The 24,146-nt window shown below is 63.2% G+C and carries 18 protein-coding genes; 10 read left to right on the plus strand and 8 right to left on the minus strand.

The window, feature by feature from the left end:
• Positions 1 to 71 precede the first annotated feature (71 nt).
• Complete coding sequence (gene scpA / locus BLP10_RS02410; protein ID WP_091129237.1) at positions 72 to 2,240, plus strand: methylmalonyl-CoA mutase; 2,169 nt, start codon at positions 72 to 74, stop codon at positions 2,238 to 2,240.
• A gap of 2 nt (positions 2,241 to 2,242) precedes the next feature.
• Here the strand turns inward: scpA and BLP10_RS02415 are convergent, their stop codons facing one another.
• The 4 genes from BLP10_RS02415 to BLP10_RS02430 all read right to left on the minus strand — a co-directional run bounded on the left by BLP10_RS02415 (position 2,243) and on the right by BLP10_RS02430 (position 6,686).
• Positions 2,243 to 2,881, minus strand: coding sequence for a DUF924 family protein (locus BLP10_RS02415; protein WP_175493745.1), 639 nt, complete (start codon positions 2,879 to 2,881; stop codon positions 2,243 to 2,245).
• A gap of 28 nt (positions 2,882 to 2,909) precedes the next feature.
• A complete protein-coding gene (locus BLP10_RS02420; RefSeq protein WP_091129245.1) occupies positions 2,910 to 4,502 on the minus strand; it encodes an adenylate/guanylate cyclase domain-containing protein in 1,593 nt (530 codons plus the stop codon).
• A 147-nt stretch (positions 4,503 to 4,649) separates the two neighbouring features.
• Complete coding sequence (locus tag BLP10_RS02425; RefSeq protein ID WP_091129248.1) at positions 4,650 to 5,633, minus strand: Bug family tripartite tricarboxylate transporter substrate binding protein; 984 nt, start codon at positions 5,631 to 5,633, stop codon at positions 4,650 to 4,652.
• A gap of 75 nt (positions 5,634 to 5,708) precedes the next feature.
• Positions 5,709 to 6,686, minus strand: coding sequence for an alpha/beta hydrolase (locus BLP10_RS02430; RefSeq protein ID WP_091130095.1), 978 nt, complete (start codon positions 6,684 to 6,686; stop codon positions 5,709 to 5,711).
• A gap of 198 nt (positions 6,687 to 6,884) precedes the next feature.
• Here BLP10_RS02430 and BLP10_RS02435 point away from each other — a divergent pair, with 198 nt between their 5' ends.
• The 3 genes from BLP10_RS02435 (at position 6,885) to BLP10_RS02445 (ending at position 11,014) form a co-directional block, all read left to right on the plus strand.
• On the plus strand, positions 6,885 to 7,640 hold the full coding sequence (locus BLP10_RS02435) for a DUF3750 domain-containing protein (protein WP_091129250.1): 756 nt from the start codon (positions 6,885 to 6,887) through the stop codon (positions 7,638 to 7,640).
• Between the two features lie 32 nt (positions 7,641 to 7,672).
• Positions 7,673 to 8,659 (plus strand): methylmalonyl Co-A mutase-associated GTPase MeaB, encoded by a 987-nt coding sequence (gene meaB / locus BLP10_RS02440; RefSeq protein WP_091129253.1) that lies wholly within the window; start codon positions 7,673 to 7,675, stop codon positions 8,657 to 8,659.
• 135 nt (positions 8,660 to 8,794) lie between these two features.
• The gene (locus BLP10_RS02445; protein WP_091129256.1) at positions 8,795 to 11,014 is read left to right on the plus strand and encodes a calcium-binding protein; all 2,220 of its coding nucleotides are present in this window, start codon (positions 8,795 to 8,797) and stop codon (positions 11,012 to 11,014) included.
• A 75-nt stretch (positions 11,015 to 11,089) separates the two neighbouring features.
• On the opposite strand, the gene BLP10_RS02450 is transcribed toward BLP10_RS02445, so the two are convergent.
• Entirely contained in the window at positions 11,090 to 12,097 is a 1,008-nt protein-coding gene (locus BLP10_RS02450) for an asparaginase (RefSeq protein WP_091129260.1), read from the minus strand.
• Positions 12,098 to 12,258: 161 nt separating this feature from the next.
• Between BLP10_RS02450 and BLP10_RS02455 the strand changes: the two genes are divergently transcribed.
• Together BLP10_RS02455 and BLP10_RS02460 are read left to right on the plus strand one after the other, a co-directional pair.
• Positions 12,259 to 13,563 carry a UDP-glucose dehydrogenase family protein gene (locus BLP10_RS02455; RefSeq protein WP_091129265.1) on the plus strand — a complete coding sequence of 435 codons (1,305 nt, stop codon included), beginning with the start codon at positions 12,259 to 12,261 and terminating at the stop codon, positions 13,561 to 13,563.
• A gap of 92 nt (positions 13,564 to 13,655) precedes the next feature.
• A complete protein-coding gene (locus BLP10_RS02460) occupies positions 13,656 to 13,892 on the plus strand; it encodes an Lrp/AsnC ligand binding domain-containing protein (protein WP_047189580.1) in 237 nt (78 codons plus the stop codon).
• Between the two features lie 61 nt (positions 13,893 to 13,953).
• Here the strand turns inward: BLP10_RS02460 and BLP10_RS02465 are convergent, their stop codons facing one another.
• The 3 genes from BLP10_RS02465 to BLP10_RS02475 form a co-directional block, all read right to left on the minus strand.
• Positions 13,954 to 15,036 carry a transglycosylase SLT domain-containing protein gene (locus BLP10_RS02465; RefSeq protein ID WP_091129269.1) on the minus strand — a complete coding sequence of 361 codons (1,083 nt, stop codon included), beginning with the start codon at positions 15,034 to 15,036 and terminating at the stop codon, positions 13,954 to 13,956.
• A gap of 175 nt (positions 15,037 to 15,211) precedes the next feature.
• The gene (locus BLP10_RS02470) at positions 15,212 to 15,655 is read right to left on the minus strand and encodes a Crp/Fnr family transcriptional regulator (protein ID WP_091129273.1); all 444 of its coding nucleotides are present in this window, start codon (positions 15,653 to 15,655) and stop codon (positions 15,212 to 15,214) included.
• Complete coding sequence (locus tag BLP10_RS02475) at positions 15,652 to 18,246, minus strand: ABC transporter ATP-binding protein/permease (RefSeq protein ID WP_244510353.1); 2,595 nt, start codon at positions 18,244 to 18,246, stop codon at positions 15,652 to 15,654. The genes BLP10_RS02470 and BLP10_RS02475 overlap by 4 nt, the downstream gene beginning before the upstream one ends.
• A gap of 268 nt (positions 18,247 to 18,514) precedes the next feature.
• Here BLP10_RS02475 and BLP10_RS02480 point away from each other — a divergent pair, with 268 nt between their 5' ends.
• The 4 genes from BLP10_RS02480 to BLP10_RS02495 are packed head-to-tail and all read left to right on the plus strand — an operon-like array spanning position 18,515 to position 24,124.
• Entirely contained in the window at positions 18,515 to 19,792 is a 1,278-nt protein-coding gene (locus BLP10_RS02480; RefSeq protein WP_091129281.1) for a glycosyltransferase family protein, read from the plus strand.
• A gap of 8 nt (positions 19,793 to 19,800) precedes the next feature.
• Positions 19,801 to 21,072 carry a glycosyltransferase gene (locus tag BLP10_RS02485; RefSeq protein WP_091129284.1) on the plus strand — a complete coding sequence of 424 codons (1,272 nt, stop codon included), beginning with the start codon at positions 19,801 to 19,803 and terminating at the stop codon, positions 21,070 to 21,072.
• Entirely contained in the window at positions 21,069 to 22,211 is a 1,143-nt protein-coding gene (locus BLP10_RS02490; protein WP_244510354.1) for a glycosyltransferase family 4 protein, read from the plus strand. Before BLP10_RS02485 ends, BLP10_RS02490 begins: the two co-directional genes overlap by 4 nt.
• Positions 22,199 to 24,124: a glycosyltransferase gene (locus BLP10_RS02495; protein WP_091129287.1), complete on the plus strand. Its 1,926-nt coding sequence runs from the start codon at positions 22,199 to 22,201 to the stop codon at positions 24,122 to 24,124. The genes BLP10_RS02490 and BLP10_RS02495 overlap by 13 nt, the downstream gene beginning before the upstream one ends.
• Positions 24,125 to 24,146 lie beyond the last annotated feature (22 nt).

A 24,146-nucleotide genomic window follows, 5' to 3' on the forward strand; every position in this document is an offset into this window, starting at 1 on the left:
GGTTGCGGATGTCCTAGAATGGGAGAAATCTGTTTTCTTTTCCGTTCGATGAGGGCATCCGTTTCAAGGCCATGACACGCATCCCGGATTTCGCGAGCCTCGGTTGGACGGGCTCCTCCACAACCTCGCCCGCAACGCAGCCTGGCGGTGAGCCATGGCTCACGCCGGAAGGCATTGCCGTCAGGGGCGCTTACGGCCCCGAGGATCGCGCAGGGATCGACTTCCTCGATACGTTTCCGGGCGTCGCCCCCTATCTACGCGGCCCCTACCCCACCATGTACGTGAACCAGCCCTGGACCGTACGCCAATACGCAGGCTTCTCCACGGCTGAGGACTCCAACGCCTTCTACCGCCGCAACCTCGCCGCGGGCCAGAAAGGCCTCTCCGTCGCCTTCGACCTCGCCACCCATCGCGGCTATGACTCGGATCATCCCCGCGTGGCGGGCGATGTGGGCATGGCGGGCGTCGCCATCGACTCCATCTACGACATGCGCACCCTGTTCGCAGGCATCCCGCTCGATCAGATGAGCGTGTCGATGACCATGAACGGCGCGGTGCTGCCCATTCTCGCGCTCTATATCGTCGCGGCGGAGGAACAGGGCGTTCCGGCCTCGAAGCTCTCGGGCACGATCCAGAACGACATCCTCAAAGAGTTCATGGTGCGCAACACCTATATCTACCCGCCCAAGGGGTCGATGCGCATCATCTCGGACATCTTCGCCTATACCTCCGCGAACATGCCGAAGTTCAACTCCATTTCGATCTCCGGCTATCATATGCAGGAGGCGGGAGCGACGCAGGATCTGGAGCTCGCCTATACCCTGGCCGACGGCGTGGAATATATCCGCGCGGGCATTCAGGCGGGCCTCACCATCGACCAGTTCGCGCCGCGCCTGTCCTTCTTCTGGGCCGTCGGCATGAACTTCTTCATGGAAGTCGCCAAGATGCGCGCCGCGCGCCTGCTCTGGGCAAAGCTCGTGAAGGGCTTCAACCCGCAGAGCGAGAAGTCGCTGCCGCTGCGTACCCACAGCCAGACCTCCGGCTGGTCGCTCACCGCGCAGGACGTGTTCAACAACGTGGTGCGCACCTGCGTGGAGGCGATGGCGGCAACGCAGGGCCACACGCAATCCCTGCACACGAACGCCCTCGACGAAGCGCTGGCGCTGCCCACCGATTTCTCCGCGCGCATCGCCCGCAACACGCAGCTCTTCCTGCAGCAGGAAAGCGGCACCACGCGCATCATCGATCCGTGGGGCGGTTCCTACTACGTAGAGCGTCTGACGAAGGAACTCGCCGAGAAGGCCTGGAGCCACATTCAGGAAGTGGAAGCCCTCGGCGGCATGGCGAAGGCCATCGAGGCGGGCATCCCGAAGCTGAAGATCGAGGAGGCCGCCGCCCGCACGCAGGCGCGGATCGATTCAGGGCATCAGAAGATCATCGGCGTGAACGCCTTCCGCTCTGACAACGAAGCCTCCATCGACATTCTCAAGGTCGACAATGCCGCCGTGCGCGCGCAGCAGATCGAGAAGCTGAAACGGCTGCGCGCCGAGCGCAATCAATCGGATGTGGATGCGGCCCTCGATGCGCTGTCCAAGGGTGCGTCGACCGGCCAGGGCAACCTGCTCGACCTTGCCGTCAAGGCTGCTCGTGCAAAAGCAACGGTCGGTGAAATTTCCGACGCGCTCGAAAAGGTCTGGGGCCGTCACCGCGCCGAGATCAAGGCGATCTCGGGCGTCTACAAGCGGGAGGTCGGCATGGAAGCGCCAGCCGTGGAGAAGGTGCGCCAGCTCGTCGAGCAGTTCGAGCACGACGATGGACGCCGTCCGCGCATTCTCGTCGCCAAGATGGGGCAGGACGGGCACGACCGCGGCCAGAAGGTGATCGCCTCCGCCTTCGCCGATCTGGGCTTCGACGTGGATATCGGCCCCCTCTTCGCGACTCCTGCTGAGGCCGCCCGTCAGGCCATCGAGAACGACGTGCACATCATCGGCGTATCGTCGCTCGCTGCAGGCCACCTAACCCTCGTGCCCGAGTTGAAAGCTGAGCTCGCCAAGTTCGGCCGCGAGGACATCATGATCGTCGTCGGCGGCGTGATCCCGCCGCAGGATTTCGACGCGCTCACGCAGGCTGGAGCTTCGGCGATCTTCCCGCCCGGCACGGTGATCGCGGATGCGGCGATCAACCTGATCGAGGAGTTGAATCGCCGCCTGGGCTACGGCCCGAAACAGGCGGCGGAGTAAGATCACGTCCGAGGGATGGAGCGGTTGAACACGTAATCGCCCTTCTCCAGATACTCCAATTCCTCAGGCGTCGAAGTTCGTCCGAGGACGGCGTTGCGATGAGGAAAACGGCCAAAGCGTGCGATCACATCGCGATGGCCGCGCGCCTGACTGAGCGAGAACTCGAAGATCGGGCGCAAATGCTCGGGCACATCGGTGACGGCGGCTTCGGAGAGAATGACGATCCTCTCCATCCGCTCCCGATGGTCCGGCCCTTCCGTATGCGCGACGGGCATCAGGAAGAAGAACTTCTCCCACGGATGCGTCAGAGCCTCATAGTCGCCGTTCCTCAGCCCTTCCTCGGTGATGCGCAGGGCCTCCGGATCGGACGCATAGGCTCCCGGCGTACCCGCAAGCAATCCGCGCGTGAACTGATCGAGGACGACGATGAGCGACAATCGTCCGCGAGGCTCCCCCAGCCAATGATTCAGGCGACCCGCCCTCGCCTCCTCTAGGACGGGCGCGAACCGCGCGAGCTCCGCATTCGCGCCGCCGCCCATCCACCATTGCAGCATCCGCCAATGGGTTTCCTGACTCGTGCTTTCCAGTCCGGGCGGAAACCAGAAATCGTAAACCGGTCGCCAATGCATGGTTTCGGTCATGGGGATCGTCCTTCGGCAAGGGAAGCACTCAGCCTGCCCGGCGCGTCTGCTCCCATCCTCCATCCAATGCGGCCAGAGCCTCGCTGAGCCGTTTCTTCGCGCGCTCGACCTCACTGTCCTTCAGCGCGTCGAGATCAAGGAACAGGTCGAGGCCCGTCACGTGTTCGATGATGACCTGAGGCCGTTGCGCGAGTTCGCCCAGCAGGCCTTCGACGGCATAAGGCACCACCTCGCGCTTGATGCCTTTCATGAGGATGGGCTCGAGCGGACTCGCCCGCACCATGTCGCGCACGAGCGCATAGGTTTCATAGCTCAGGCAGATGCCGCCCGGCTCCGCGATCGCCTGCAACCGCGCGGCAAGGTTCGCCTCCGCGCCGATGATCGTATAGGCCATGCGGTCGTCGCTGCCGAAATTGCCCACGTTGCAGAAGCCCGTATTGATCCCCATCCGCACCTGCATGGGCAGCTCGATGCCGCGCTTGCGCCAAATGGCGTTCAAGTGATCCATGTGCTGTTGCATGTCGACGGCCATGCGCAGGCACGCGCGCGCATCCTCCTCCACGCCTTTCGTCTCGGGGTCGCCGAAGAAGATGAGGATCGCGTCGCCGAAGAACTTGTCGATGGTCGCTCCATGCCGGAGCGCGATGGCCGACATTTCCGTGAAATAGTCGTTCAAGAGTTCCGTCAGATCCTCCGGCTGCAGCCGTTCGGAGATGGCCGTGAAATCCTTGATGTCGGAGAAGAAGATCGTGAGCTTCTTGCGCTCGGTGGCAATGGCCACGTCCTTCTGTCCGCTGAAGATGCTCTTGTAGACCTGGGGCGACAGGTACTTTGCGAGCTTCAGGGAAATGCCCGCAAGGAAGTCGTTCGCCTCTGTCAGCTCCTGGTTCATGCCGTTGATGAGCCGTGCCTGGCGGCGTTGCAGGAAGATGATGGCGAGACCGGCGAGCGATGCGAGCAGGAGATAGGACAGGGAATACTTGAACGAGAACACGTTCGCGAAGATCGGCTGCGCGACGGAGATTTCCTGGATGCCGCGCACATCGCCGACCTTCCAATCCGTCTTCGGGCTCTCCGGGTGCGTGTTGTGGCAGCTCACGCAGACCGGCCCCATCAGGACGGGTGCGGCGGTTCTCACCTGGCTGTTGAAGAGCGAGCCGGAGACATCGACGATCCGCTGATCGGGATTGGCTCTTAGATCCGCAATGGCCCTGCGCTCGAAATCGTCGAGCTGGTGCGGCGGGCGGCCCTTGAAGGTCATGTCGGAGACGAAGCGGTACTTGGCCGATCCGTCATGGGAGCTGATGCGCTGGCCGAGCTCGATGGACAAGGTCGCGGGAATGGGGATCGCGCCCTTGATGTCCCGGTAATTGTGAGTGACCGTGACCGGACCGTTCGCCTCCAGCACGCGGGCCACCACGTCGCTGCCGTAGAAGCCGCGCATGTCGTCGACGATCCGGCTGATTTCGCTCGCCTGCATCCGCAGCATGCGCTCGGAGAGAATGCGCAGGTCGAGCCACACGGCGAGAGGCAGCCCGAGAAGGCCGAGCACGACGGCTGTGATCAGCAACGGGCCCATGAGCCGGTGCGAATAGGAACGACGCTCACCCAGCACAGCCATGGATCGGCCCCATCGCAGAACGAGGAAACCCGATCTTTTGCCTTTGAGGCAGGAGGATCAACCCCTTCCTGCGGCAAAGCTGCTGTATTTCAGGGCCGTTGGCGGCGTTGTGTGATCTGCATCACGCTCGCGAGGGCCATTGGCCGCTCATTCGAGCTTGATGTTGGCGGCCTTGATCACCTTGTCCCACTTCTCGCCCTCGGATCGCATATAGGCCGCCATCTCCTCGGGCGTGCTCTGCAGCACGTCGATGCCTGCGCCGGTCAGCTTGTCGCGGATTTCCGGCTGGCTCACGGCACGGCGATAGGCCTCGTTGAGCTTCGCGATGATCGCAGGCGGCGTGCCGGCGGGCGCCACGATGCCCTGCCAGGCCCAGGCCTCGAAGCCGGGGAAATCGTTGGCGACGGGCGGCACGCCGGGAAGCCCTGAAAACTCCTTCGGGGATGCGACGGCAACGGCCTGAATGGGCCCCGAGAGCTGCGAGCGCGCCGTCGCGAAATCGATGAACATCATGTTGATGTTGCCGGCCACCAGATCCTGCACCGCTGGAGCCGCCCCTCGATAGGGCACGTGGGTCAGCTTCACTCCTGCATTCTGCGCGAGAAGCTCGGTCGCGAGATGGAACGGGCTCCCCAGGCCGGGAGTGCCGTAATTGATCGCGTTGGGGTTCTGCTTGGCGGCCGCGATGATGTCCTGAACGGATTTCGCCTTCAGCTTGTCCGTGTTGACCAGCAGCACCAGGGCGAAGCGGCCGCTCAGGGTGATCGGCGCGAAATCCTTGTAGGGATCGAAGGCGAGCTTGCTGTAGAGCGTCCGGTTGGTGGAATAGGTCGCCGTATCGCCAAGGAGCAGCGTGTACCCGTCAGACTCGGCCTTGGCGACCGCTTCCGCGCCGAGATTGGTGCCCGCGCCTGCCTTGTTCTCGATAACGAATTGCTGACCCAGCTGCTTGCCGATTTCGGCAAAGACCAGACGCGCGAAGAAATCCGTACCGCCGCCCGCCGCATAAGGCACGACGACACGAACCGGCCTTGACGGATAATCCGCCTGCGCGAAGGCGTTCGCGAACGGGAGCGCCGAAGCTGCGCAGGCAGCGATGCCGGCAAGGATGTTGCGGCGGGTCAGAAGCATCGTTTCCTCCAAAATCGTTTTGCTTTGGATAGGAACTAATCCTGGACCTGCCGCCGACAAGCGGACGCGAACAGCTTATCTCGCCCGCTCGATGGCGCGCTTGACCACCTGCTGCACTTCCTTGTTCGACAGGAAGAGATCGTGATTGATGATGCCGCCGCCGAACTCGGATGCATCGGCCACGCGCACGCCCAACGCCTCCAGACGCTCGCGCTCCGCCGCGCCCGCACGGACGATGCCGCCGGCAAGTCGGCTCGATACCGCAAGCGCGCGGTCGTTGGTGGAACTGATCACCGTGATCTTCTGCGCGTCCGGCCCCAGCTTCTCCAAGCCGCGGGCGAAAAGATCGATGTCGATGTCGGGAGCCGCCAGCACGATGGCGCCGATGCGCTCCATGGCGCTCGCGCCGCCGTCGCCGCGCAGCATGCGCAGGGCCTCAAGGGTCAGGAGCGTGCCCATGCTGTGCGCGACGATGTGAATGCGTCCGCCGCTCGGAGTTTTCGCGATGGCCGCGAGCACATCCTCCAGCGCATCGCGCGACCACATGGCCGCCTCGCGATCCGCCACGTAGCTGAATGTCGAAGCGGCGGACGGCCAGGTGAAGAGGCCGGTCGCACCGGGGAACTTGATGCCCTCCGACAGGTCGATGGTGGAAGCGGCCGCCGTCTCGAAGCTCTCGCGATATCCGTGGATGTAGAGCAGCAGGTCGCGCCCGAAGGCTGCCTGCGCGAAGGCCTGCGCGCCGTTTCCGCGTGAGACGGAATCGACCTTCGCGATGCTCCATCCCGAGCCGCCGATGAGCGAGTCCGACGGCGGCTTGAGGCGCGCTTCGGCGAAGACGAGATCGGGCGAGCGCTCGCTGCTGAACCAGGGCTTTCTCGGCGGATCGCCTACCGGCAGGCGCGTGGTCGCGACCAGGAGCTTCGGGTCCTTCGACAGGCCCGGCGCGGGTGCGGAAAACGGGCTCGTCAGGACATTGTCGTCCCCCATGCACCCGGACAGGATGAAGGCGGTCAGACAAACGACGGCGAGGCGAGAGATGGAAAGCTGCATGAGGCGGGAAAACCGGACCTTAAGGAGGGTTGCTGCTGTGTTGCCCCCGATCATGGCATGCACAAGGCAATACCGGGCGATGGCCTCTCCGGGCCCTACAATGCCCCCATTCCTCACCGCCCAAGGTAAACCATTGGTGAACGGCGTGGACAATTCGGCGCCTTGAACGGCCTCGATGCGGTTTGTACCTTTGGTGAGATGGTTGCCCTCTTCCGCATTTTTCTTTTCATCGTCGCCCTCTTCATCCTGCCCCTCGGAGCCCATGCCCTGTGGTGGACCATGCGCGAGGATGTCGCGCCCAGCTGGCGCGCTGCGGATTGGTCGAGCGCGAAGCTTCTGAAACCGCCCTCCGAGGTTCCTCAGGCCATCGTGGCCGTCTATGCCGCGCGGGTGGGCCGCTGGCGCGGCATCTTCGCCCATCACACCTGGATCGTGGTGAAGGAGGCGGGCGCCGGCCAATACACCCGCTACGACAAGGTCGGCTGGGGCAGCCCCGTTCGCACCAACGGCTGGGCCCCGGACGGGCGCTGGTTCGGCAATGCGCCCCATCCGGTCGCGGTCATCGAGGGCGGAGCCGCGGAGCGGCTGATCCCGCAGATCCGCAAGGCCGTGGCGAGTTATCCCTATTCGTCCTACGGAGCCTACAACGCCTGGCCCGGCCCCAACTCCAACACCTTCGTTGCCCATGTGCTGCGCGCAGTGCCGGAGCTGGATGCGGCCCTTCCCCCGACGGCGCTCGGCAAGGATTGGCGGCCGCTGCAGGACCTCATCGGCCTCACCCCCAGCCGAACCGGCATCCAGATCTCTCTGGCCGGATATGCGGGCCTCGCTTTGGGCTGGGTCGAAGGCCTCGAGATCGACTTCATGGGGCTGGTGGCCGGAATCGACATTCGCCGCCCGGCCGTCAAGATTCCTGCCTGGGGACGGATCGGAATGGACCCGATCACGTGGTGAAAGCCTGCACCGAATAGGCTAAGGCTATCTCCATGACCGGGGGTTCTCACAGAAAGACGCATGTGACGGCGGATGCCGTGGCGCGGGGAGACCGCGCCGCGCTGGCGCGCGCCATCACCCTCATGGAATCCCGCCGGTCCGACCATCGGGAGGCCGCACGCGCCCTGCTACAGGAGCTGATGCCGCTGACGGGCAAGGCCGTTCGCATCGGCATCACCGGCGTTCCGGGGGTCGGCAAGTCCACCACCATCGACTCTCTCGGCAGCATGCTGACCGAAAAGGGTCACAAGGTCGCCGTGCTCGCGGTCGATCCCAGCTCCACCCGCACCGGGGGCGCGATTCTCGGCGACAAGACGCGCATGGCGCGCCTCGCCACCGACACCAACGCTTTCATCCGCCCTTCCCCCTCCTCCGGGACGCTGGGCGGCGTCGCGGCCAAGACCCGCGAGACGATGCTTTTATGCGAGGCGGCGGGCTTCGACGTGATCCTGGTGGAGACGGTCGGCGTCGGCCAATCCGAGACAGCGGTCGCCGATCTCACCGATTTCTTTCTGGTTCTCATGCTGCCGGGCGCCGGCGATGAACTCCAGGGCATCAAGAAGGGCATTCTGGAGCTCGCCGACCTGATCGCCGTCAACAAGGCGGACGATGCCGGCATGAAGGCGAAGGCCGCCGCCGCCGAATATAAAGCCGCCCTCCACATCCTGGCCCCCGCATCCTCCACGTGGACACCGCCGGTGCTGACCATCTCAGGGCTGACCGGTCAGGGCCTCGACGAGCTCTGGACAAAGGTTCTGGACCACCGCAAGCGCCTGGAGGCCACCGGAGAGCTGTCGGCCAAGCGCCGTTCTCAGGACACCAAATGGATGTGGGCCCTCGTCCATGAGCGCCTGCACGAGCGACTCACGCATGATCCAGCCCTGAAGAAGCGGGTGCCGGAGATCGAGCGGGCGATCGCGGAGGGGACGATTTCCCCAGACGCTGGTGCAAGCGAGATTGTGAAACTGCTAGGAATCTGAGGGTTAGCAGCAAAGAGCTTGCAGGATTGCAAGCGATTACACGCAAACTCGACGGAGCTCTTGCCAGAACGATCCCAAAAATCCAATGATATGTTATTATATATAGCCGATCTGGCATCTTAAGCGGGGCGCATAATGTCTATCCCTCCAGTCCTTTGGGGCGAGTTTCTGGTCAACACCAATAAGTACGGCATCCAATCGGATGTGGAATTGCAGGCCCTGGATAATGGCAAATTCCTGGCTGTCTGGAAGGAGCTAGTTCCGATCAACTATGTGCTTCCGGGTGGCGATGCGCCAACACCCACGGCGATCTATGCGCAGCGCTTCTATTCAGGCGCTGTTCCCGAAGGTGATCCGATCCGTATCGACACGACCCCCGGCATCAACTCGGCTCCAACAGTGACGACACTGGAAAACGGCAAGATCGTCTACATGTGGGAGCATCAGGTAACCGAAGGCGGCGTGACAACCTACTCCATTCGCGCGCGCATCTTCAACGGAGATGGTACACCCTTCAACGCCAATGGCGGAACCGAGGACTTCGAGGTCGTCGCCCCCAGCACGACCAAGGTATCGGCCCCTCTGGTCAAAGCTCTCGCAGGCGGCGGGTTTATTGTAACCTGCAATGACGAGAATGCCGACGGCGCAGGCGATGCGGGCGTCAAGGCTTATATTTATGATTCATCTGGTCAAGTCATCGACTCGGGCTCCGTGAATCGCACAACCACCGGCACCCAAGAAGCATATGCCGTTGTTAGCCTCTCAGATAATCGCTTCTTGACCATTTACAGTGAGGATGCCGCGTCCGGAGGAGTCATCTCGTTGAAGGTAAGTATTTCCACCGTGAGCGGTGGAGTGCTTTCAACCGGAGTGACTGAGTACACGGTATCTGCCTCCATGAAGGAGGGCACAGCTCCCTCAGCGACGGTTCTCAAGGGTGGACGCATCCTTATCGTGTGGACCGAAGAAATGCGGGACGGCACCGGAGATAACGTCAAAGCGCAAATGTTCGACGGCGGCACTATGACCGCAATCGGGGATGCCTTCACCGTCAACGTAAGTGCTGATGGCGATCAAAACTCGCCGAGCGTCACCGCTCTCAAAGATGGCGGTTTCGCCATTACCTATCTGGATACAGACGGCACAGCCGCACCGCAGGTTCGCGTCGCGGTCTATAACGCAGCTAACGTCTATCTCGGAGACAAGATCATCAGCACCGCCTTCGATGAAGGCGAGCGTGGTGTTCCAAAAGTGATCGAGCTATCCGACGGTCGCCTTATTGCGGCTTGGGACGAGAATATCGACGGACGCAGGGACGACAGCGTCGGCATTCGCGGCCAGGTGATCGATGCCCGCTTCCAGGGCGTCAACATGCCGGGCACTGCTGCCAACGACCAGTATGTCGGCACCGAGTTCAACGACACCCTGAGCGGCGGCACGGCCGGCAACGACGACCTGAACGGACGCGCAGGAAACGACATCCTCGATGGCGGCATCGGCGACGACAGGCTCAATGGCGGCGAAGGCGCCGATCAGATGTATGGCGGCACCGGCAACGACACCTACTATGTCGACAATGCCGGGGACGTGGTTTCCGAAGCTGGCGGCAGCGGCATCGATACGGTCTATGCGAGCATCAGCTACACGCTCAGCGCCGATATCGAGAACCTGATTGCCGATGGTCTCGCGGCCATCAGCCTCACCGGCAATGCGGGCAACAATTCCATCACCGGCAATGCGGCGGCCAACGTCATCGATGGCGCCGGCGGTGCGGACACCATGTCCGGCGGTCTCGGCAACGACACATACTACGTTGACAACGCGGGTGACATCATCATCGAGGCGGGCGGCGATCTCGCGGATCAGGTCTTCACTTCGGTCACCTATGCGCTCGGCGATGGAGTCGAGAACCTCACAGCCTCGGGCGCCGGCTCCATCGGCCTGACCGGCAATGCCTTCAACAACGTGATCGTGGGCAACAGCGGCGCCAACAAGATCTATGGCGGGCTCGGCAACGACATCCTGACGGGCGGCAAGGGCAAGGATGTGTTCGTTTTCGATAGCGCGCCGAACAAGGCCGCCAATCGCGACACGATCACCGACTTCGAAGTGAAGGCCGACAAGATCCACCTGGAGAACGCGATCTTCAAGAAGCTCAAGAAGACGGGCAAGCTGAAGAGCGACTTCTTCAAGATCGGCACCAAAGCCACGGACAAGAACGACTACATCATCTACAACAAGAAGAAGGGCATTCTGCTCTACGACGCCGATGGCTCGGGCAAGCAGAAAGCGGTCGAGTTCGCGACGGTGAAGAAGAACCTGGCGCTGAAGGCCGACCACTTCTTCGTCATCTGACGCGCCACGTCCGTTCCGAAAAACAAAGAGGCCGGAGTTCAAAAGCTCCGGCCTCTTTTCATGTCTGCAAGCGGCTTATCCCAGAAGCAGTGGGCTCAGCTGAATGCGCCCGACTTCGAGGCCGTTCCAGTTCTTGAACACCGGCCTGGCAAGCGCCTCGACAGCAGAACGCTCCTGATCGTTCAAGGGCAGGAAACGCAGCACGAGCGCGCCCATCATGGCCTCGGCCGCGCGCGCGTTGCCGTCATCGGCCTTCAGGGCGACGCCGTAGCCGAGTTCCGGGAAGGATGCGCAATAGACGCCCTCCGCTCCCACCTTCACGAAAGCGCGCTCTTTGAGAATGTCCATGAGCCTGGTGTCGAAGCGCCCCGTCCCCGCCACCATGAAGGGATGAGCCGCCACGGCCTTGCGGATGCGTTCCGCCGCTGCTTTCGTCTCAGCCCGGAGATGGGCACCGGCACCGAACTTGGCGAAGCCGAAAGCCAGCGAGGGCAGCGGAATGGCGTAGGTCGGGATCGAGCAGCCGTCGATGCCGCTCCTCTCCATGGTGTGGCAGGCGCCCGTAATGTCCTCGAGCGACTCACGCACCATGCGCTGCACGGGATGGCTGACGCCCACATAACCCTTCGGGTCCTCGCCCGTCCCGCAGGCGAGGCAGATGAAGCCCGCATGCTTGCCCGAGCAATTGTTGTGGAGGGCGTTCGGGGTACCGCCTTCAGCCGCCAGGGCACGGTTCGCCGCCTCCCCCATGGGCCAATGGGTACCGCATTCGAGGCACCCCGCGTCACGCCCCGCCTTGGCTAGCATGGAGGCCGCCACCCGCACGTGGTCGGGCTCGCCGGAATGGGACGCGCAGGCGAGCGCGATCTCTTCATCGGTCAGGCCGTACTTGTCCGCGATGCCCCGCTCCAGCAGGGGGAGCGCCTGAAGCGCCTTGACGGCGGAACGGGGAAAAACCCGCCGGTCCACGTCTCCGATCGAAAGAACGGTCGAGCCATCCGCATCGACCACCGAAACGCTGCCTCGGTGGCGCGATTCAACCAGCGGTCCGCGGGTTACATCGACGAGAAAAGGGTTGTCCATGAATGCCCCGTTTGAGAAACGGCGGTCTTTTGGGCGCGCTTTGTCCAGATGTCAAAGGGGGTATTGTTTCAAAAGAGCCGGGCAGCCCTCCTTTCCGCCGGGTTGCGGCGCGGTCCGAGAGGCCCTAAACCGTCGCTTTGAGACAAAGGGGAGCGATCCTGATGCGCATAGCGATGATCGGGTCGGGCTATGTGGGGCTTGTATCGGGCGCCTGCTTTGCCGATTTCGGCCACGAGGTCTGCTGCGTGGACAAGGACCCGCGCAAAATCGAGGCCCTCCACCGCGGCGAGATCCCCATCTTCGAGCCCGGCCTCGACGACCTCGTCGCCAACAACGTGCGCGAGGGCCGCCTCACCTTCACCACCACCCTCACCGAAGCGGTCAAGGCCGCCGAGGCCGTGTTCATCGCGGTCGGCACCCCCTCCCGCCGCGGCGACGGCCATGCCGACCTGTCCTATGTCTACCAGGCCGCCCGCGACATCGCCGCCGCCATGAGCGGCTATACCGTGGTGGTCACCAAATCCACCGTGCCCGTGGGCACCGGCGACGAGGTCGAGCGCATCATCCGCGAGGCCCGCCCGGACGCCGATTTCGCCGTGGTCTCCAACCCGGAATTCCTGCGCGAGGGCGCGGCCATTGCCGACTTCAAGCGCCCCGACCGCATCGTCATCGGCACCGACGAGCCGCGCGCCCAGGAGGTCATGAACGAGATCTACCGCCCGCTCTACCTCAACCAGGCGCCGGTGCTGGCCATGTCGCGGCGCACGGCGGAGCTGACCAAGTATGCGGCCAACGCCTTCCTGGCCACCAAGATCACCTTCATCAACGAGATCGCCGACCTGTGCGAGCAGGTGGGCGCGAACGTGCAGGACGTGGCCCGCGGCATCGGGCTCGACAACCGCATCGGCGCCAAGTTCCTGAATGCCGGCCCGGGCTATGGCGGCTCGTGCTTTCCCAAGGACACCCTGGCGCTGATCAAGACGGCGCAGGATTATGAGGCCCCGGTGCGGATCGTGGAGACGGTGGCGGCGGTCAACAGCCAGCGCAAGCGCGCCATGGGGCGCAAGGTGATTGCGGCCTGCGGCGGCTCGGTGCGGGGCAAGACGATTGCGGTGCTGGGGCTGACCTTCAAGCCCAACACCGACGACATGCGCGATGCCCCGTCCCTGGACGTGATCACGGCGCTGCAGGATGCGGGCGCGCGGGTGCGGGCCTATGACCCGGAGGGGATGGAGGCGGCCAAGGCCCTGCTGACGGATGTGGACTATGCCACGGACGCCTATGACTGCGTGCGCGGGGCGGATGCGCTGGTGCTGGTGACGGAGTGGAACATGTTCCGGGCGCTTGACCTGAAGCGCCTGAAGGCGGCCCTGGCGGCGCCGGTGGTGGTGGACCTGCGCAATGTCTACCGCCCCGAGGAGATGGAGCGAAACGGCTTCACATACGTCAGCGTCGGACGGGGGTAATATCGCAGGATCAGATGTTCACGCGGACGCCGTCCCGTGTCATATCTCCCCACTATCACCTTTGCTGAAGCCGACGCCTTCTGGAGCGCCCCATGCAGACCTTCTTCGTCGAGATCAAATGCAAGCTCGGCAAGACCTACGCAGTCGCCAACGCCCTCGCCGACCGGGAAATCGCGTCCGAGATCTACTCGACCGCCGGCAATTACGACATTCTCGCCAAGTTCCATGTGGATGACGGCGTCGATATCGGCCATTTCATCGCAGAGAACGTGCAGTCGATCCCCGAGATCGCCGACACGCACACCATCATCACCTTCAAGGCGTTCTGAGATTGATGAACCGAGCGTCGGATGAAACCCGAAAGTGCGATCCACTTTCGGGTCGGACGCTCTAGCGCGTGACCGCGCTCGTTTCCGTCACGTCCGAGGCCGGGCGCGTGATCTCGGCCAGATAGGGGCCGATGCCCTCATAGCGATCCAGGCGGCGAACGATCTTCGAATCGATCTTGTTGTAGAGCTCGGCGACGGAAACCGGGCGGCGATTGCGGCCCTTGCCTTCCATGAACAGGCCCGTATTCGCCTTCGCGGCTTTCGGGAAGAGCTTGGAGGCCTTCATGTTCGGATCCTGGTCGAGCACCTCCAGGAAGCGCACGGCGCTCCTGGCGCCCAGGAAGTGAGCGAGATAGAGCTCGGCTTCCGCCAGCTCGCGCTCGCCTTGAGCGATGAGGGCGCGTTCCACGTCCTTGATCAGCTCACCTGCCATCAGCGCCGAGAAATAGGGATCGGTGCGCAGGTTCATGACCCATTCCCGATCCTTGTCGTTGACCACCGGATCGCCGTTGACCATGCGGATGGCCTCTGCGGCGGCGGTGAAGCCGTAATCGGCCGCATGCATGTAGACGATCTCGAGCCAGGTGCGGTCGATGAACTGGAACAGGCCCTCGGCCGATGAGGTCGGAGCCTTGGCCTCGGGCGAGAGGCTCGATTCCACGTCCGCCAGCGTCATCATGTAGACCGGGTCCACGCCCGTCACATGCGCGGCCTTGAGGATGGAATGGACCAGCCAGCGCGGAATGTTGCGCCCGTTGAAGGGAATGATCTCATCCGGATTGGCGGTCATGTCCGACAGCACTTCCTCGTGCTGCGGCTTCGGCTTGGTCTTCTTGGTCAGCGAGAACGCCCCGTCGAGAATCGCCTTGAAGAGACCCGGCTGCTTGCCGAGCTCCGGCACATAGGCCACGGAGGCAATGACGGGAGCGGTCACGGCCAACGGCTTGATCGGGGAAGAGTGGTTATAGTCCACCATGGCGGTCGGCAGAGTGGCGACGGCGGCAGGTCCCGCCGTCAGCCCCTGGAATCCAACCATCAGGCCCAGAGCAAGGGCCACATGAACCGCCTTGCGGCGGCCACCTTGCCGCGCGTCCGCAACAGGTTGCGGCACAGCGCACAGCAGCGTTCTTGCATTACTCGGCATCACACTTGTTCCCGCAAGGTCCGACTTAGGGTTCGAACCACCCCTTGTGTCATTCTGGGACAAGAGTTGACGGGTAGATGTGTCGAGAATCGGTCAGCTTGGCCGTAAAAATGTGTCTAAAAGGCCCTTTGAGCGTCTTTTCCCCCGGAAAAAATCCCTAATTTGCGGGTTCCGCTCAGGAAGATTGGGCTACGAGCTGCGCATTCGTGCGTTCGAGGCGCTGCGCCAATTCGCGCATCACGGCCAGCGACATCTGGGGAAATTGGGCCAGCAACTCGAGAAAAACCCGCTTGTCGATGCGAAGCGCCGTGGTCGGCTCGGCAGCCATGATCGTCGCGGAGCGCGGTGTGTCGGATAGGATGCCCATCTCGCCCACGAGAGCGTTTCCCGACAATTGAGCCACCTGAATGTCACCTGTCGGCGTGTTCAGCAGCACGCTCGCCCGCCCGTCGAGGAGCACATAGGCGGCATCGGACGGGTCTCCTTGCGAGAAGAATCGCTGTCCGGCGGCGAACTGAACCCGCTCGCTGGTGAAGGCCAGAAGCTTCAGGCGAGCCGGATCGACATCCCGGAACATCGGCACCTGCCTCAGGGACTGGACCTCGGTTTCAAGGGTCATGCCACCTCTCCTGCTACACTCGGGGCGGGTTCCATCGCAGGCGTCTTAGCACGCCTCTGCGGATCGGCCGCCTTCTCTGTGACAATACGTCCATCGCTAAAGCGCATCTGAACATCGAAAGCATCGGCCTGTCGATCATTGGACAGCACCATGAACAAGCTTTGTTGTTCAAGATGATCGAGAAGAGCCTGAAGGATCCTGTGAGCGCGCTCCTCATCGAAGGGAGCAAGCGCCCCGTCGATGATGAGAATGTCGGGCCGCTTCACCAGACAGCGCACCAGATTCACGCTGGCCCGTTCCTGCGGCGACAGAAGCCGGCCCGCGGCTCCCACTTCGTGGTCGAGGCCGATCCGCGCCACATCCTCCAGCAAGTCGAGTTCCCGGACGACGGCGGCGACGGCTTCCGCGACCCGATGACGGGCATCCGCAACCTGATAATTGACCCGGCCGAAGAGCAGGTTGTCCCGCAGGGGCGCAGCCATGCAGATCCTCTCGGGATCGTAGAACTCCACCCCGGTGGCATCCGCCTTCTCGAGGGTTTCGCGTATCAGGCTGCGGGCCTCGACGACCTGCTGCCTCAACTCGTCATCGAGCAGGCCGAGGCGGTGCTTGGCCTCGACATAGGCGAGCGGCAGGGAGAGGAGCCTCGTCCTCTCATCCCGTTTCAGGTTGTGTCCGTTTCTCGACTGGCGGCGGAGGATGGCCTGGAATTCGGGGAGCTCCTCCGCGCCGATGAAGGAGAACTGCGCGAACAGCGAATGGCCCGGCGGCAGCCCCTGGAAGATTTCGGTCATGGTCTCCGCGATCTCCAGACCCATCCGGGTGAGCTTGTCGGTGAGCCCTGCCCTATGAATGGCGCTTCGGAACAGCGGATTGTCGGCGAGATTGCGCCCCATGAATTCGTCGGAGATCGGAACGCCGAACAGGAGGTTCTCGGCGACAGTGGCCTGTTCGTTGTAGCGGCCCATGTCAAAGGGCTCGACGAGATCCGCCATTCCGTTCGAGCGGAAGTTTTCCTGCAGCCGACGGCGCGCCTCCACCACCCGCTCCGCGAGCGCCGTGTGCCGCTCGGGATCGATCTGGCCCGCAAGCCCGAACAGGTAGATCGCCTCTCCCATCTCGACGCGCTCCAGAAGGGTCACCAGCACCCGGTCGAGATCCTGCTCGTCCTTCAGCCCCACCCTTTCGTAGTCGATCCAGCAATCGGAGATGCTCTCGAACGGATTTCCGGTTCGCGCGGCCTCGGCGATGCGCTGCGCCATCTCGCGCCTGTCCTCCTCGGTCTGGCCCATGGGCCTGAACCGCAGGCCATAGATGAGATTGTCGCGAATGCTGCCGGGGAAAAGGATCGGATCCACGCCCGCATAGGCGACCCTGCGTCCGACGACGGCGGGAGGAAGCCGCACGAGTTCCCGATCGCCGATGCAGATGCGTCCGCCGAAATTCGGAACGCGGCGTGCCAGAACGCGGGCCATGATGCTTGCGGCGGGGCTGCCGGGAGAGATCATCGCCACATTGGTGGGAAGCTCCAGAGAGAAGGAAGCATCCTCGATGATCATATCGCCGTGAGGGCCGCTGATGCTGAGCCCTTCCGCCACGAGGGGCCCGGCCAGAGGTTCGTCCTCGATCTCCTCCTGGGATTCGATCATCGGTCCCAGACGCTCTTCCGCGAAATGCTGGGTGACCTGATCGTATTTCACCTGCACGTCGAGGCGCTGCTGATCCCAGTCGATCAGCTCCTTCAAGGGCGGCGGCAACTCACGGTAGGCGTTGATCACGGCCACGAGCTGACCGATGTCGAGCGTACCGCGAAGGGCGAAATAGCCGCCGATGGCGTAAAACAGGAACGGCGTCACCTGCGACAGGAAATTGTTGAGGAATTTGACCGCGAATTTCCGGTTGTAGATCTTCAGGCGGATGGAGAAGAGACCGAAGAGACGCCCGCCGATCTCCGCCCTTTCCCAGGCATAGGCATTGTGAACGTGCACAACCTCGATGCCGTCGAGCACCTCGCCGATGCGGCCCGCCAACTCGCGGGATGCAAGCTGGCGCTGCTTGCCCAGGCGCAGAAGCTCCCGGCGCAGCTTGGGGATGATGGTGAACTGAACCGCGATCACGCCGAGCGCCATGAGGCCGAGCCAGACGTTCTGGACCATGATGAAGACCAGCGCCGTCAGCGCCTGCATTCCGAGCAGGACCGGCGTGATGAAGGCATCGCCGATGAACCCGCCGATGGGCTCGACCTCATCCTTGATGATGGTCGCGGTCTCCGAGGATTTGACCGTGCGCAGGGCCTCCGGCGTGAAGCGCAGCACCATCGCGAAAAGCTCGAACCTCATGCGCCGAAGCATCCGCTCTCCAAGGACGCCCTTGGCGAGGTTGATCCAGTATTTGAAGCCGTTGTTCACGACCACGAAAAACAGGAACAGGGATGAGAGGCCGAGCAGCAGGCCGACCCTGCCCACCTGAAACCCATCGAAGAGATGGAGCGATCCGCCACCGAGCCATTGAGGCCAGTCGATATGGATTTGAAGGAAGGGTGCCGTAGCGTTCCCGTCCTTGAAGGCCTCGCCCTGGATGGCTTCATTCACGATCCGGCGAGGCAGATCGAGAGAAATGAAATAAAACGGTTGAGACAAAAGCACGACAAAGCATATGAAGAGCTGGTCGCGCTTGGAGTGAGTCCAGATGTATCTAAAGAGGCTCTTTTCCATTGCCGTAGAGTTATAACCTTCAAAGCTGAAGAGAACCTCTTCCCGATCTCTGATCCTGCCTTATCTGATCGGTGGGGGCATGAGAACAGGTAGAGACGGTAGACGCGTCGTCAACTGACGCGCCTTTTTGCCAAGGGGCATCCGGATGGCGGATTTGGCGACCATTGCGAACAAGGACCCGGCTCCGCGCACGATCTGGCCCGGTCCTGCCCGTGGCCCCCGTGTTCTGATCTACAGTCACGATACGTTCGGCCTGGGGCATCTACGCCGCTCGCGCGCCCTTGCCAATGCCATCGTCGGCGACCATGCCGACGCCTCGGTGGTGATCATCTCGGGCTCCCCTGTGATCGGCAATTTCGAGTTCGGCAGCGGGGTCGATTACATCCGCATTCCGGGCGTCACCAAACTTCCGGACGGCGATTACCGCACTCTCAATCTCAACGTGAGCCTGGACGAGGCGGTGGGCCTGCGCCAGGCGCTCATTCTCCAGACCGCGAAGGCTTTCCAGCCTGACGTGTTCATCGTGGACAAGGAGCCCACCGGCTTCCGCGGCGAGGTCGTCCCGGCTCTCGACTATCTGCAGGCCGTCGGCTGCCGCCTCGTGCTGGGCATCCGCGACGTGATGGACGAGCCCGCCCTTCTCATTCCCGAATGGGAGCGCAAGGGAGCGCGGGAAGCGCTGATCCGCTATTACGACGAGATCTGGGTCTATGGCCTGAAGGACGTGCATCAGCCGCTCCAGGCCTTCGACCTGCCGGAGGAAGTGAGCCGCCGCATCACCTATACCGGCTATCTGCGCCGCGAGATTCCGCCCACGCCCTCGCTGACGAAATATCCGAAGATCACCAAGCAGCCCTTCATCCTCGTCACCACCGGCGGCGGCGGCGACGGCGACGATCTCATCGACTGGGTGATCTCGGCCTACGAGGCGGATCAGACCCTGGAGCAGCCCGCCCTCATTCTCTTCGGTCCCTTCATCGATCGCGACACGCGCCGCGCCTTCGTGGAGCGCATCGCCAAGCAGCCGAAGCTCGATGTGATGTCCTTCGACAACAAGATCGAGCGGCTCATGAAGAAGGCCGACGCCATCGTGGCCATGGGCGGGTACAACACGTTCTGCGAGGCGCTGTCCTTCGACAAGCGAACCCTTATCGTGCCGCGCACGAAGCCCCGGCTGGAGCAGTATATCCGCGCTGTCGAAGCCGAGCGCCTCGGCCTCGTGCGCATGCTGAGCGACCACAATGAGCCGCGCACGCCGGAGCGCATGGCAGCGGCCTTGAAGGCCCTCTCCTCGCAGCCGCGCCCATCCGAGGTGACCATCCCCGGTCTCCTCGACGGACTTGACCGGGTTCAGGAGCGGCTTAAGGCTCTCACCAAGTCTGCAATCCAGTTGACGCCTGCCTATCATCAGGCGGCCGAGTAAAGTTTCTGATGCTTCCTTCACTTGAAGCCCGGCGGATCGCCATCGTCATGAAGGGCTATCCGCGGCTGTCCGAGACGTTCATCGCACAGGAGATCCTGGCGCTCGAAGGACGCGGTCTCGACCTCGAAATCTGGTCCCTCCGCCATCCAACGGAGCGGGCCGTGCACCCGATGAACAAGAAGATCAGGGCGCGGGTCACCTACCTGCCGGAATATCTTTACGAAGAGCCCTTGCGCGTTCTCAAGGGCGCCTGCTGGAGCCTTGGGAGAAAAGGATTCGGCGCAACGATCAAAGCCTTCTGGCGCGACCTGAAGCGGGATTTCACGGCAAACCGCGTGCGTCGTCTGGGACAGGCCTTCGTCATGGCGCGGGAGCTGCCTGCGGACGTGAAGCACCTGCACGTTCATTACCTGCACACGCCCGCCTCCGTGGTGCGCTATGCGGCGCTGCTCACCGGACGAACCTGGTCCTTCTCGGCTCATGCCAAGGACATCTGGACCACGCCCGATTGGGAAAAGAGCGAGAAGATGCGGGAAGCCCTGTGGGGCGTCACCTGCACGATCCATGGCGTGGAGCATCTGCAGGCTCTGTCGACGCCGGACCGGATGACGCTGGCCTATCACGGCCTCGACCTGTCGCGCTTTCCGGCACCGCCTGAGAGCCGCCCGGCCCGCGACGGCGCCAATCCCATGGACCCGATACGGATCGTATCCGTCGGGCGCGCGGTGGCGAAGAAAGGTTACGGCGACCTGATCCAGGCGCTTGCCGCACTTCCGAGCGATCTGCATTGGCGCTTCGCGCATGTGGGCGGAGGCGAGCTTCTCGCGAGCCTCAAGAAGCAGGCGCAGCAGGCGGGCATCGCCGACAGGGTCGCGTTTCTCGGATCGAAGGCGCAGCCCGACATCATTGCCCTGCTGCGCGAGGCCGACCTCTTCGTGCTCCCCTCCAAGAAAGCGGCGTCCGGCGATCGGGATGGATTGCCGAACGTGATCATGGAGGCGGCGAGCCAGGGGCTTGCGATCATCGCGACGGACTTTGCCGGCATTCCGGAATTCATCCGGGACGGCGTGGAGGGAAGGCTCGTGCCGCCCGGCGATTGGGAAGCCCTGTCGAATGCGCTCAACCTCCTCGCCCGCGAACCTCATGCGCGCAAGAGCCTGGGTGATGCCGCGTTCAGCCGCCTTCGCAGCGACTTCTCGATGGAAGGCGGCATCGACATGCTGGAAACGCGCTTCCGCGCGCTTGTCGGCCATCAGCAAACAAAGCCGGAGCCGGTGTGAGCGACAAGCGACCTGTTGCGTTCTATGCCCCGTTGAAGAGCCCGAACCACCCTCTCCCATCGGGCGATCGCACCATGGCGCGCCTTCTCGTCAAGGCTCTCGACCGCGCAGGCTTCGCACCGCAGCTCGCGAGCGAATTGCGAACCCTCGACAAGGCCGGCGACAAGCAGGTTCAGGAGAACCTCAAGCAGCAATCGCTCGTCGAAGCATCCCGCCTCATCGCGCATTATTCCGCTCTGCCGAAGGAGGAGCGGCCTGCCCTGTGGTTCACCTATCACGTCTACTACAAGGCTCCCGACTGGATCGGCCCGCAGGTCTGCGAAGCGCTGAACATTCCATACGTGATTGCGGAAGGCTCGCGGGCCTCCAAGCGTGCTGAGGGACCATGGGCGCTGGGGCACCAGGGCGCGGAAAAAGCCCTCGATTCAGCGAACGCCATTCTCGTGATGACGCACAAGGACCGCGTTGCGCTGGAGAAGGCGCGTCCCGCCCATCAAGCGCTGATCGACCTGCTACCTTTCGTCGATGCGGATGAATGGCCCAGGCCCTCCCCTTCGAAACGATCCGGCGCACCGCGCCTCCTGACCGTCGCGATGATGAGGGACGGCGACAAGCACGCCTCCTACCGCATCCTGGCGAGCGCGCTCGAGCGCATCGCCGACCTTCCCTGGACGCTCGACATCGTCGGCGATGGGGAAGCGCGTGCCGGGATCGAACGCATGTTTGAACCCTTCGCGGAGCGCGTGCGCTTTCATGGAGCCATCGAGAGGCAGGAGGATCTCGCTTCCCTCTATCAAGGGGCCGACCTGTTCGTCTGGCCCGCGGTCAACGAGGCCTACGGCATGGTGCTCCTGGAGGCCCAGCTTTTCGGATGTTCCGTCGTCGCCGGTAATTTCGGGGGCGTCGCCAGCGTGGTGAGACATGACGAGACGGGCCTGTTGACCTTGCCCGGCGATGTCACAGCTTTCGCGGATGGAATGAGAAACCTTCTTGAACATCCTGAGCGGCTTCTGGCGCTCGGACACCACGCGCAACGTTTCGTTGCTGAGGAGCGCGATCTTGACAGCGCAGCCTTGCGATTGCGCGAGGCTCTGTGCTTGCTAGTGACGCCAGAAGGAGCACGAACTTGCGCGTCCTGATCGTCGTCACGCATCTTCTGGGCGCGGGGCATCTCACGCGCGCCGCAGCCCTCGCCCGCGCCTTCGCCGAGTCGGGGCACACGGTCACGCTGGTTTCGGGAGGCGGGCCTCTTCAACCCGCCGGTCTCGACAATGTCGCCTTCGTTCAATTGCCGCCCGTGCGCATCGTCGGCACCGACTTCAAGAATCTGCTCGACGAGGACGGTGCTCCGGTTCACAACTTCCGGCTGGCGGACAGGCGCATCCAGCTTCTCGATACGTTGAGAGCATTCCGTCCCGACATCGTCATCACCGAACTCTTTCCCTTCGGCCGCCGCGTTCTGGCGGACGAGTTCACAATGCTTCTCGATGAAGCGAGAAGGCAGGATCCGCGACCGCTCGTCCTGTGCTCGATCCGCGATATTCTTGCGGCCCCCTCGAAGCCCGAGCGCATCGAGGAGACGCATGCACGCATTCTCGAAAGCTACGACGCCATCCTCGTCCATGGCGATCCGCAGATCGTGCCCCTGGAGGCCACATGGCCCGTGGACGAGCGCATCCGTCCGCTCATTCGCTACACCGGTTACGTGGATGAGAATCCGAAAGCCTTGGAGCAGACGGAGCGGGAAGGCATTCTCGTCTCCGGCGGATCGAGCGCGGCAAGCCTGCCGCTCTACCGCACGGCCATTGCGGCGGCACAGGAGCTGATCGACAGGCCCTGGCGCATCCTGATCGGGCGCGGCGTCGCGGAGGCAGAGTTCACGGCGCTGCGCGACAGCGCCCCTTCCCATGTGATTGTCGAGCGGGCACGGCCCGACTTCCGCGCCCTGCTGGCTCAGGCCGAACTCTCCATCAGCCAAGCCGGCTACAACACAGCCGTCGATCTTCTGCGCAGCAACGTGAAAGCCGTTCTCGTGCCGTTCGAAGCAGGCCACGAAACCGAGCAGCGCCTGCGTGCGGAACGACTGCAGGCGCTCGGTCTCGCCGAGATCGTGCGGGAGGCCGCTCTCTCTCCTCGCAGCCTTATCGAGGCCGTGCATCGCAGCCTGTCGCAAGAACCATCGCTGCCCCCCGATATCGCGCTCGATGGGGCCCGCCGGACGGTCGCCATCACGGAGGGCCTCGATCCTCCCCGCCCTGCCCTTCACCGCCGTATCGATTGGTCGCCCGTAGACCGCGCGCTCGGCCATGCCAGAGATCGCGGCTGTCCTGTCCGGTTCTGGTGGCGCGATGACGACGCGGTGGCGGACACGCCCCAGCTCGACCGCCTTCTCTCCTTGAGCCGCAGCGCGGAGGCAAGTGTCGCGCTTGCTGCCATCCCCCAACGTCTCGAGCCGTCGCTGGCCTCGCGCTTGGACAACGAGCACTCGGCCTTCGCCCTGGTTCATGGCTGGTCGCATGCCAACCATGCTCCGACTGGCGAGAAGAAGGCGGAGTTCGGCGCTCACCGCTCCATCGAGATCATGGCCGGGGAAGCGGAGCAGTCGCTCCTTGTTGCTCGTGAGAGGCTTGGCTCCAAGCTCCTTCCCGTCTTCGTCCCGCCCTGGAACCGGATCGCCTCCGGGCTGGTGCCTCACCTGCACCGCCTGGGCTTTGCCGCGCTCTCCTGCTTCAATGAGCGCAGGATCGCCTTTCCCGCCAGGGGACCCTTGCAGGTCAATACCCACCTCGACCCTATCGACTGGCACGGCACGAGGAGCCTGATCGAGCCAGTCGCGATCATTGCGAAGCTGGCCACAGCCATCGAGCGCAGGATCTCAGGCGATGCGGATGCAGAGGAACCGATAGGGCTCCTGACCCATCATCTGGTGCATGATGAAGTCATCTGGTCCTTTTGCGAGGAGCTGATGACGCACCTCCTCGCGAAGGGTGCTCCCATCCTCAGCCCTGTCGACGTGTTTTCAGCGAGAAACAGGATCACAACCTTGGCCTGATGCGTTATGATGAGTGCTTGCT

This window comes from Microvirga guangxiensis (assembly GCF_900102135.1).
GTDB classification, from domain to species: Bacteria; Pseudomonadota; Alphaproteobacteria; order Rhizobiales; family Beijerinckiaceae; genus Microvirga; species Microvirga guangxiensis.

What these genes read in the sequence shown, in the direction of transcription:
- BLP10_RS02450 (WP_091129260.1), bottom strand. Translation starts at nt 12,097, where the DNA reads ATGGACAACCCTTTTCTCGTCGATGTAACCCGCGGACCGCTGGTTGAA.
- BLP10_RS02480 (WP_091129281.1), top strand. Translation starts at nt 18,515, where the DNA reads ATGGCGGATTTGGCGACCATTGCGAACAAGGACCCGGCTCCGCGCACG.
- meaB (WP_091129253.1), top strand. Translation starts at nt 7,673, where the DNA reads ATGACCGGGGGTTCTCACAGAAAGACGCATGTGACGGCGGATGCCGTG.
- BLP10_RS02465 (WP_091129269.1), bottom strand. Translation starts at nt 15,036, where the DNA reads ATGCCGAGTAATGCAAGAACGCTGCTGTGCGCTGTGCCGCAACCTGTT.
- BLP10_RS02460 (WP_047189580.1), top strand. Translation starts at nt 13,656, where the DNA reads ATGCAGACCTTCTTCGTCGAGATCAAATGCAAGCTCGGCAAGACCTAC.
- BLP10_RS02445 (WP_091129256.1), top strand. Translation starts at nt 8,795, where the DNA reads ATGTCTATCCCTCCAGTCCTTTGGGGCGAGTTTCTGGTCAACACCAAT.
- BLP10_RS02420 (WP_091129245.1), bottom strand. Translation starts at nt 4,502, where the DNA reads ATGGCTGTGCTGGGTGAGCGTCGTTCCTATTCGCACCGGCTCATGGGC.
- BLP10_RS02455 (WP_091129265.1), top strand. Translation starts at nt 12,259, where the DNA reads ATGCGCATAGCGATGATCGGGTCGGGCTATGTGGGGCTTGTATCGGGC.
- BLP10_RS02485 (WP_091129284.1), top strand. Translation starts at nt 19,801, where the DNA reads ATGCTTCCTTCACTTGAAGCCCGGCGGATCGCCATCGTCATGAAGGGC.
- BLP10_RS02425 (WP_091129248.1), bottom strand. Translation starts at nt 5,633, where the DNA reads ATGCTTCTGACCCGCCGCAACATCCTTGCCGGCATCGCTGCCTGCGCA.
- BLP10_RS02430 (WP_091130095.1), bottom strand. Translation starts at nt 6,686, where the DNA reads ATGCAGCTTTCCATCTCTCGCCTCGCCGTCGTTTGTCTGACCGCCTTC.
- BLP10_RS02470 (WP_091129273.1), bottom strand. Translation starts at nt 15,655, where the DNA reads ATGACCCTTGAAACCGAGGTCCAGTCCCTGAGGCAGGTGCCGATGTTC.
- scpA (WP_091129237.1), top strand. Translation starts at nt 72, where the DNA reads ATGACACGCATCCCGGATTTCGCGAGCCTCGGTTGGACGGGCTCCTCC.
- BLP10_RS02415 (WP_175493745.1), bottom strand. Translation starts at nt 2,881, where the DNA reads ATGACCGAAACCATGCATTGGCGACCGGTTTACGATTTCTGGTTTCCG.
- BLP10_RS02435 (WP_091129250.1), top strand. Translation starts at nt 6,885, where the DNA reads ATGGTTGCCCTCTTCCGCATTTTTCTTTTCATCGTCGCCCTCTTCATC.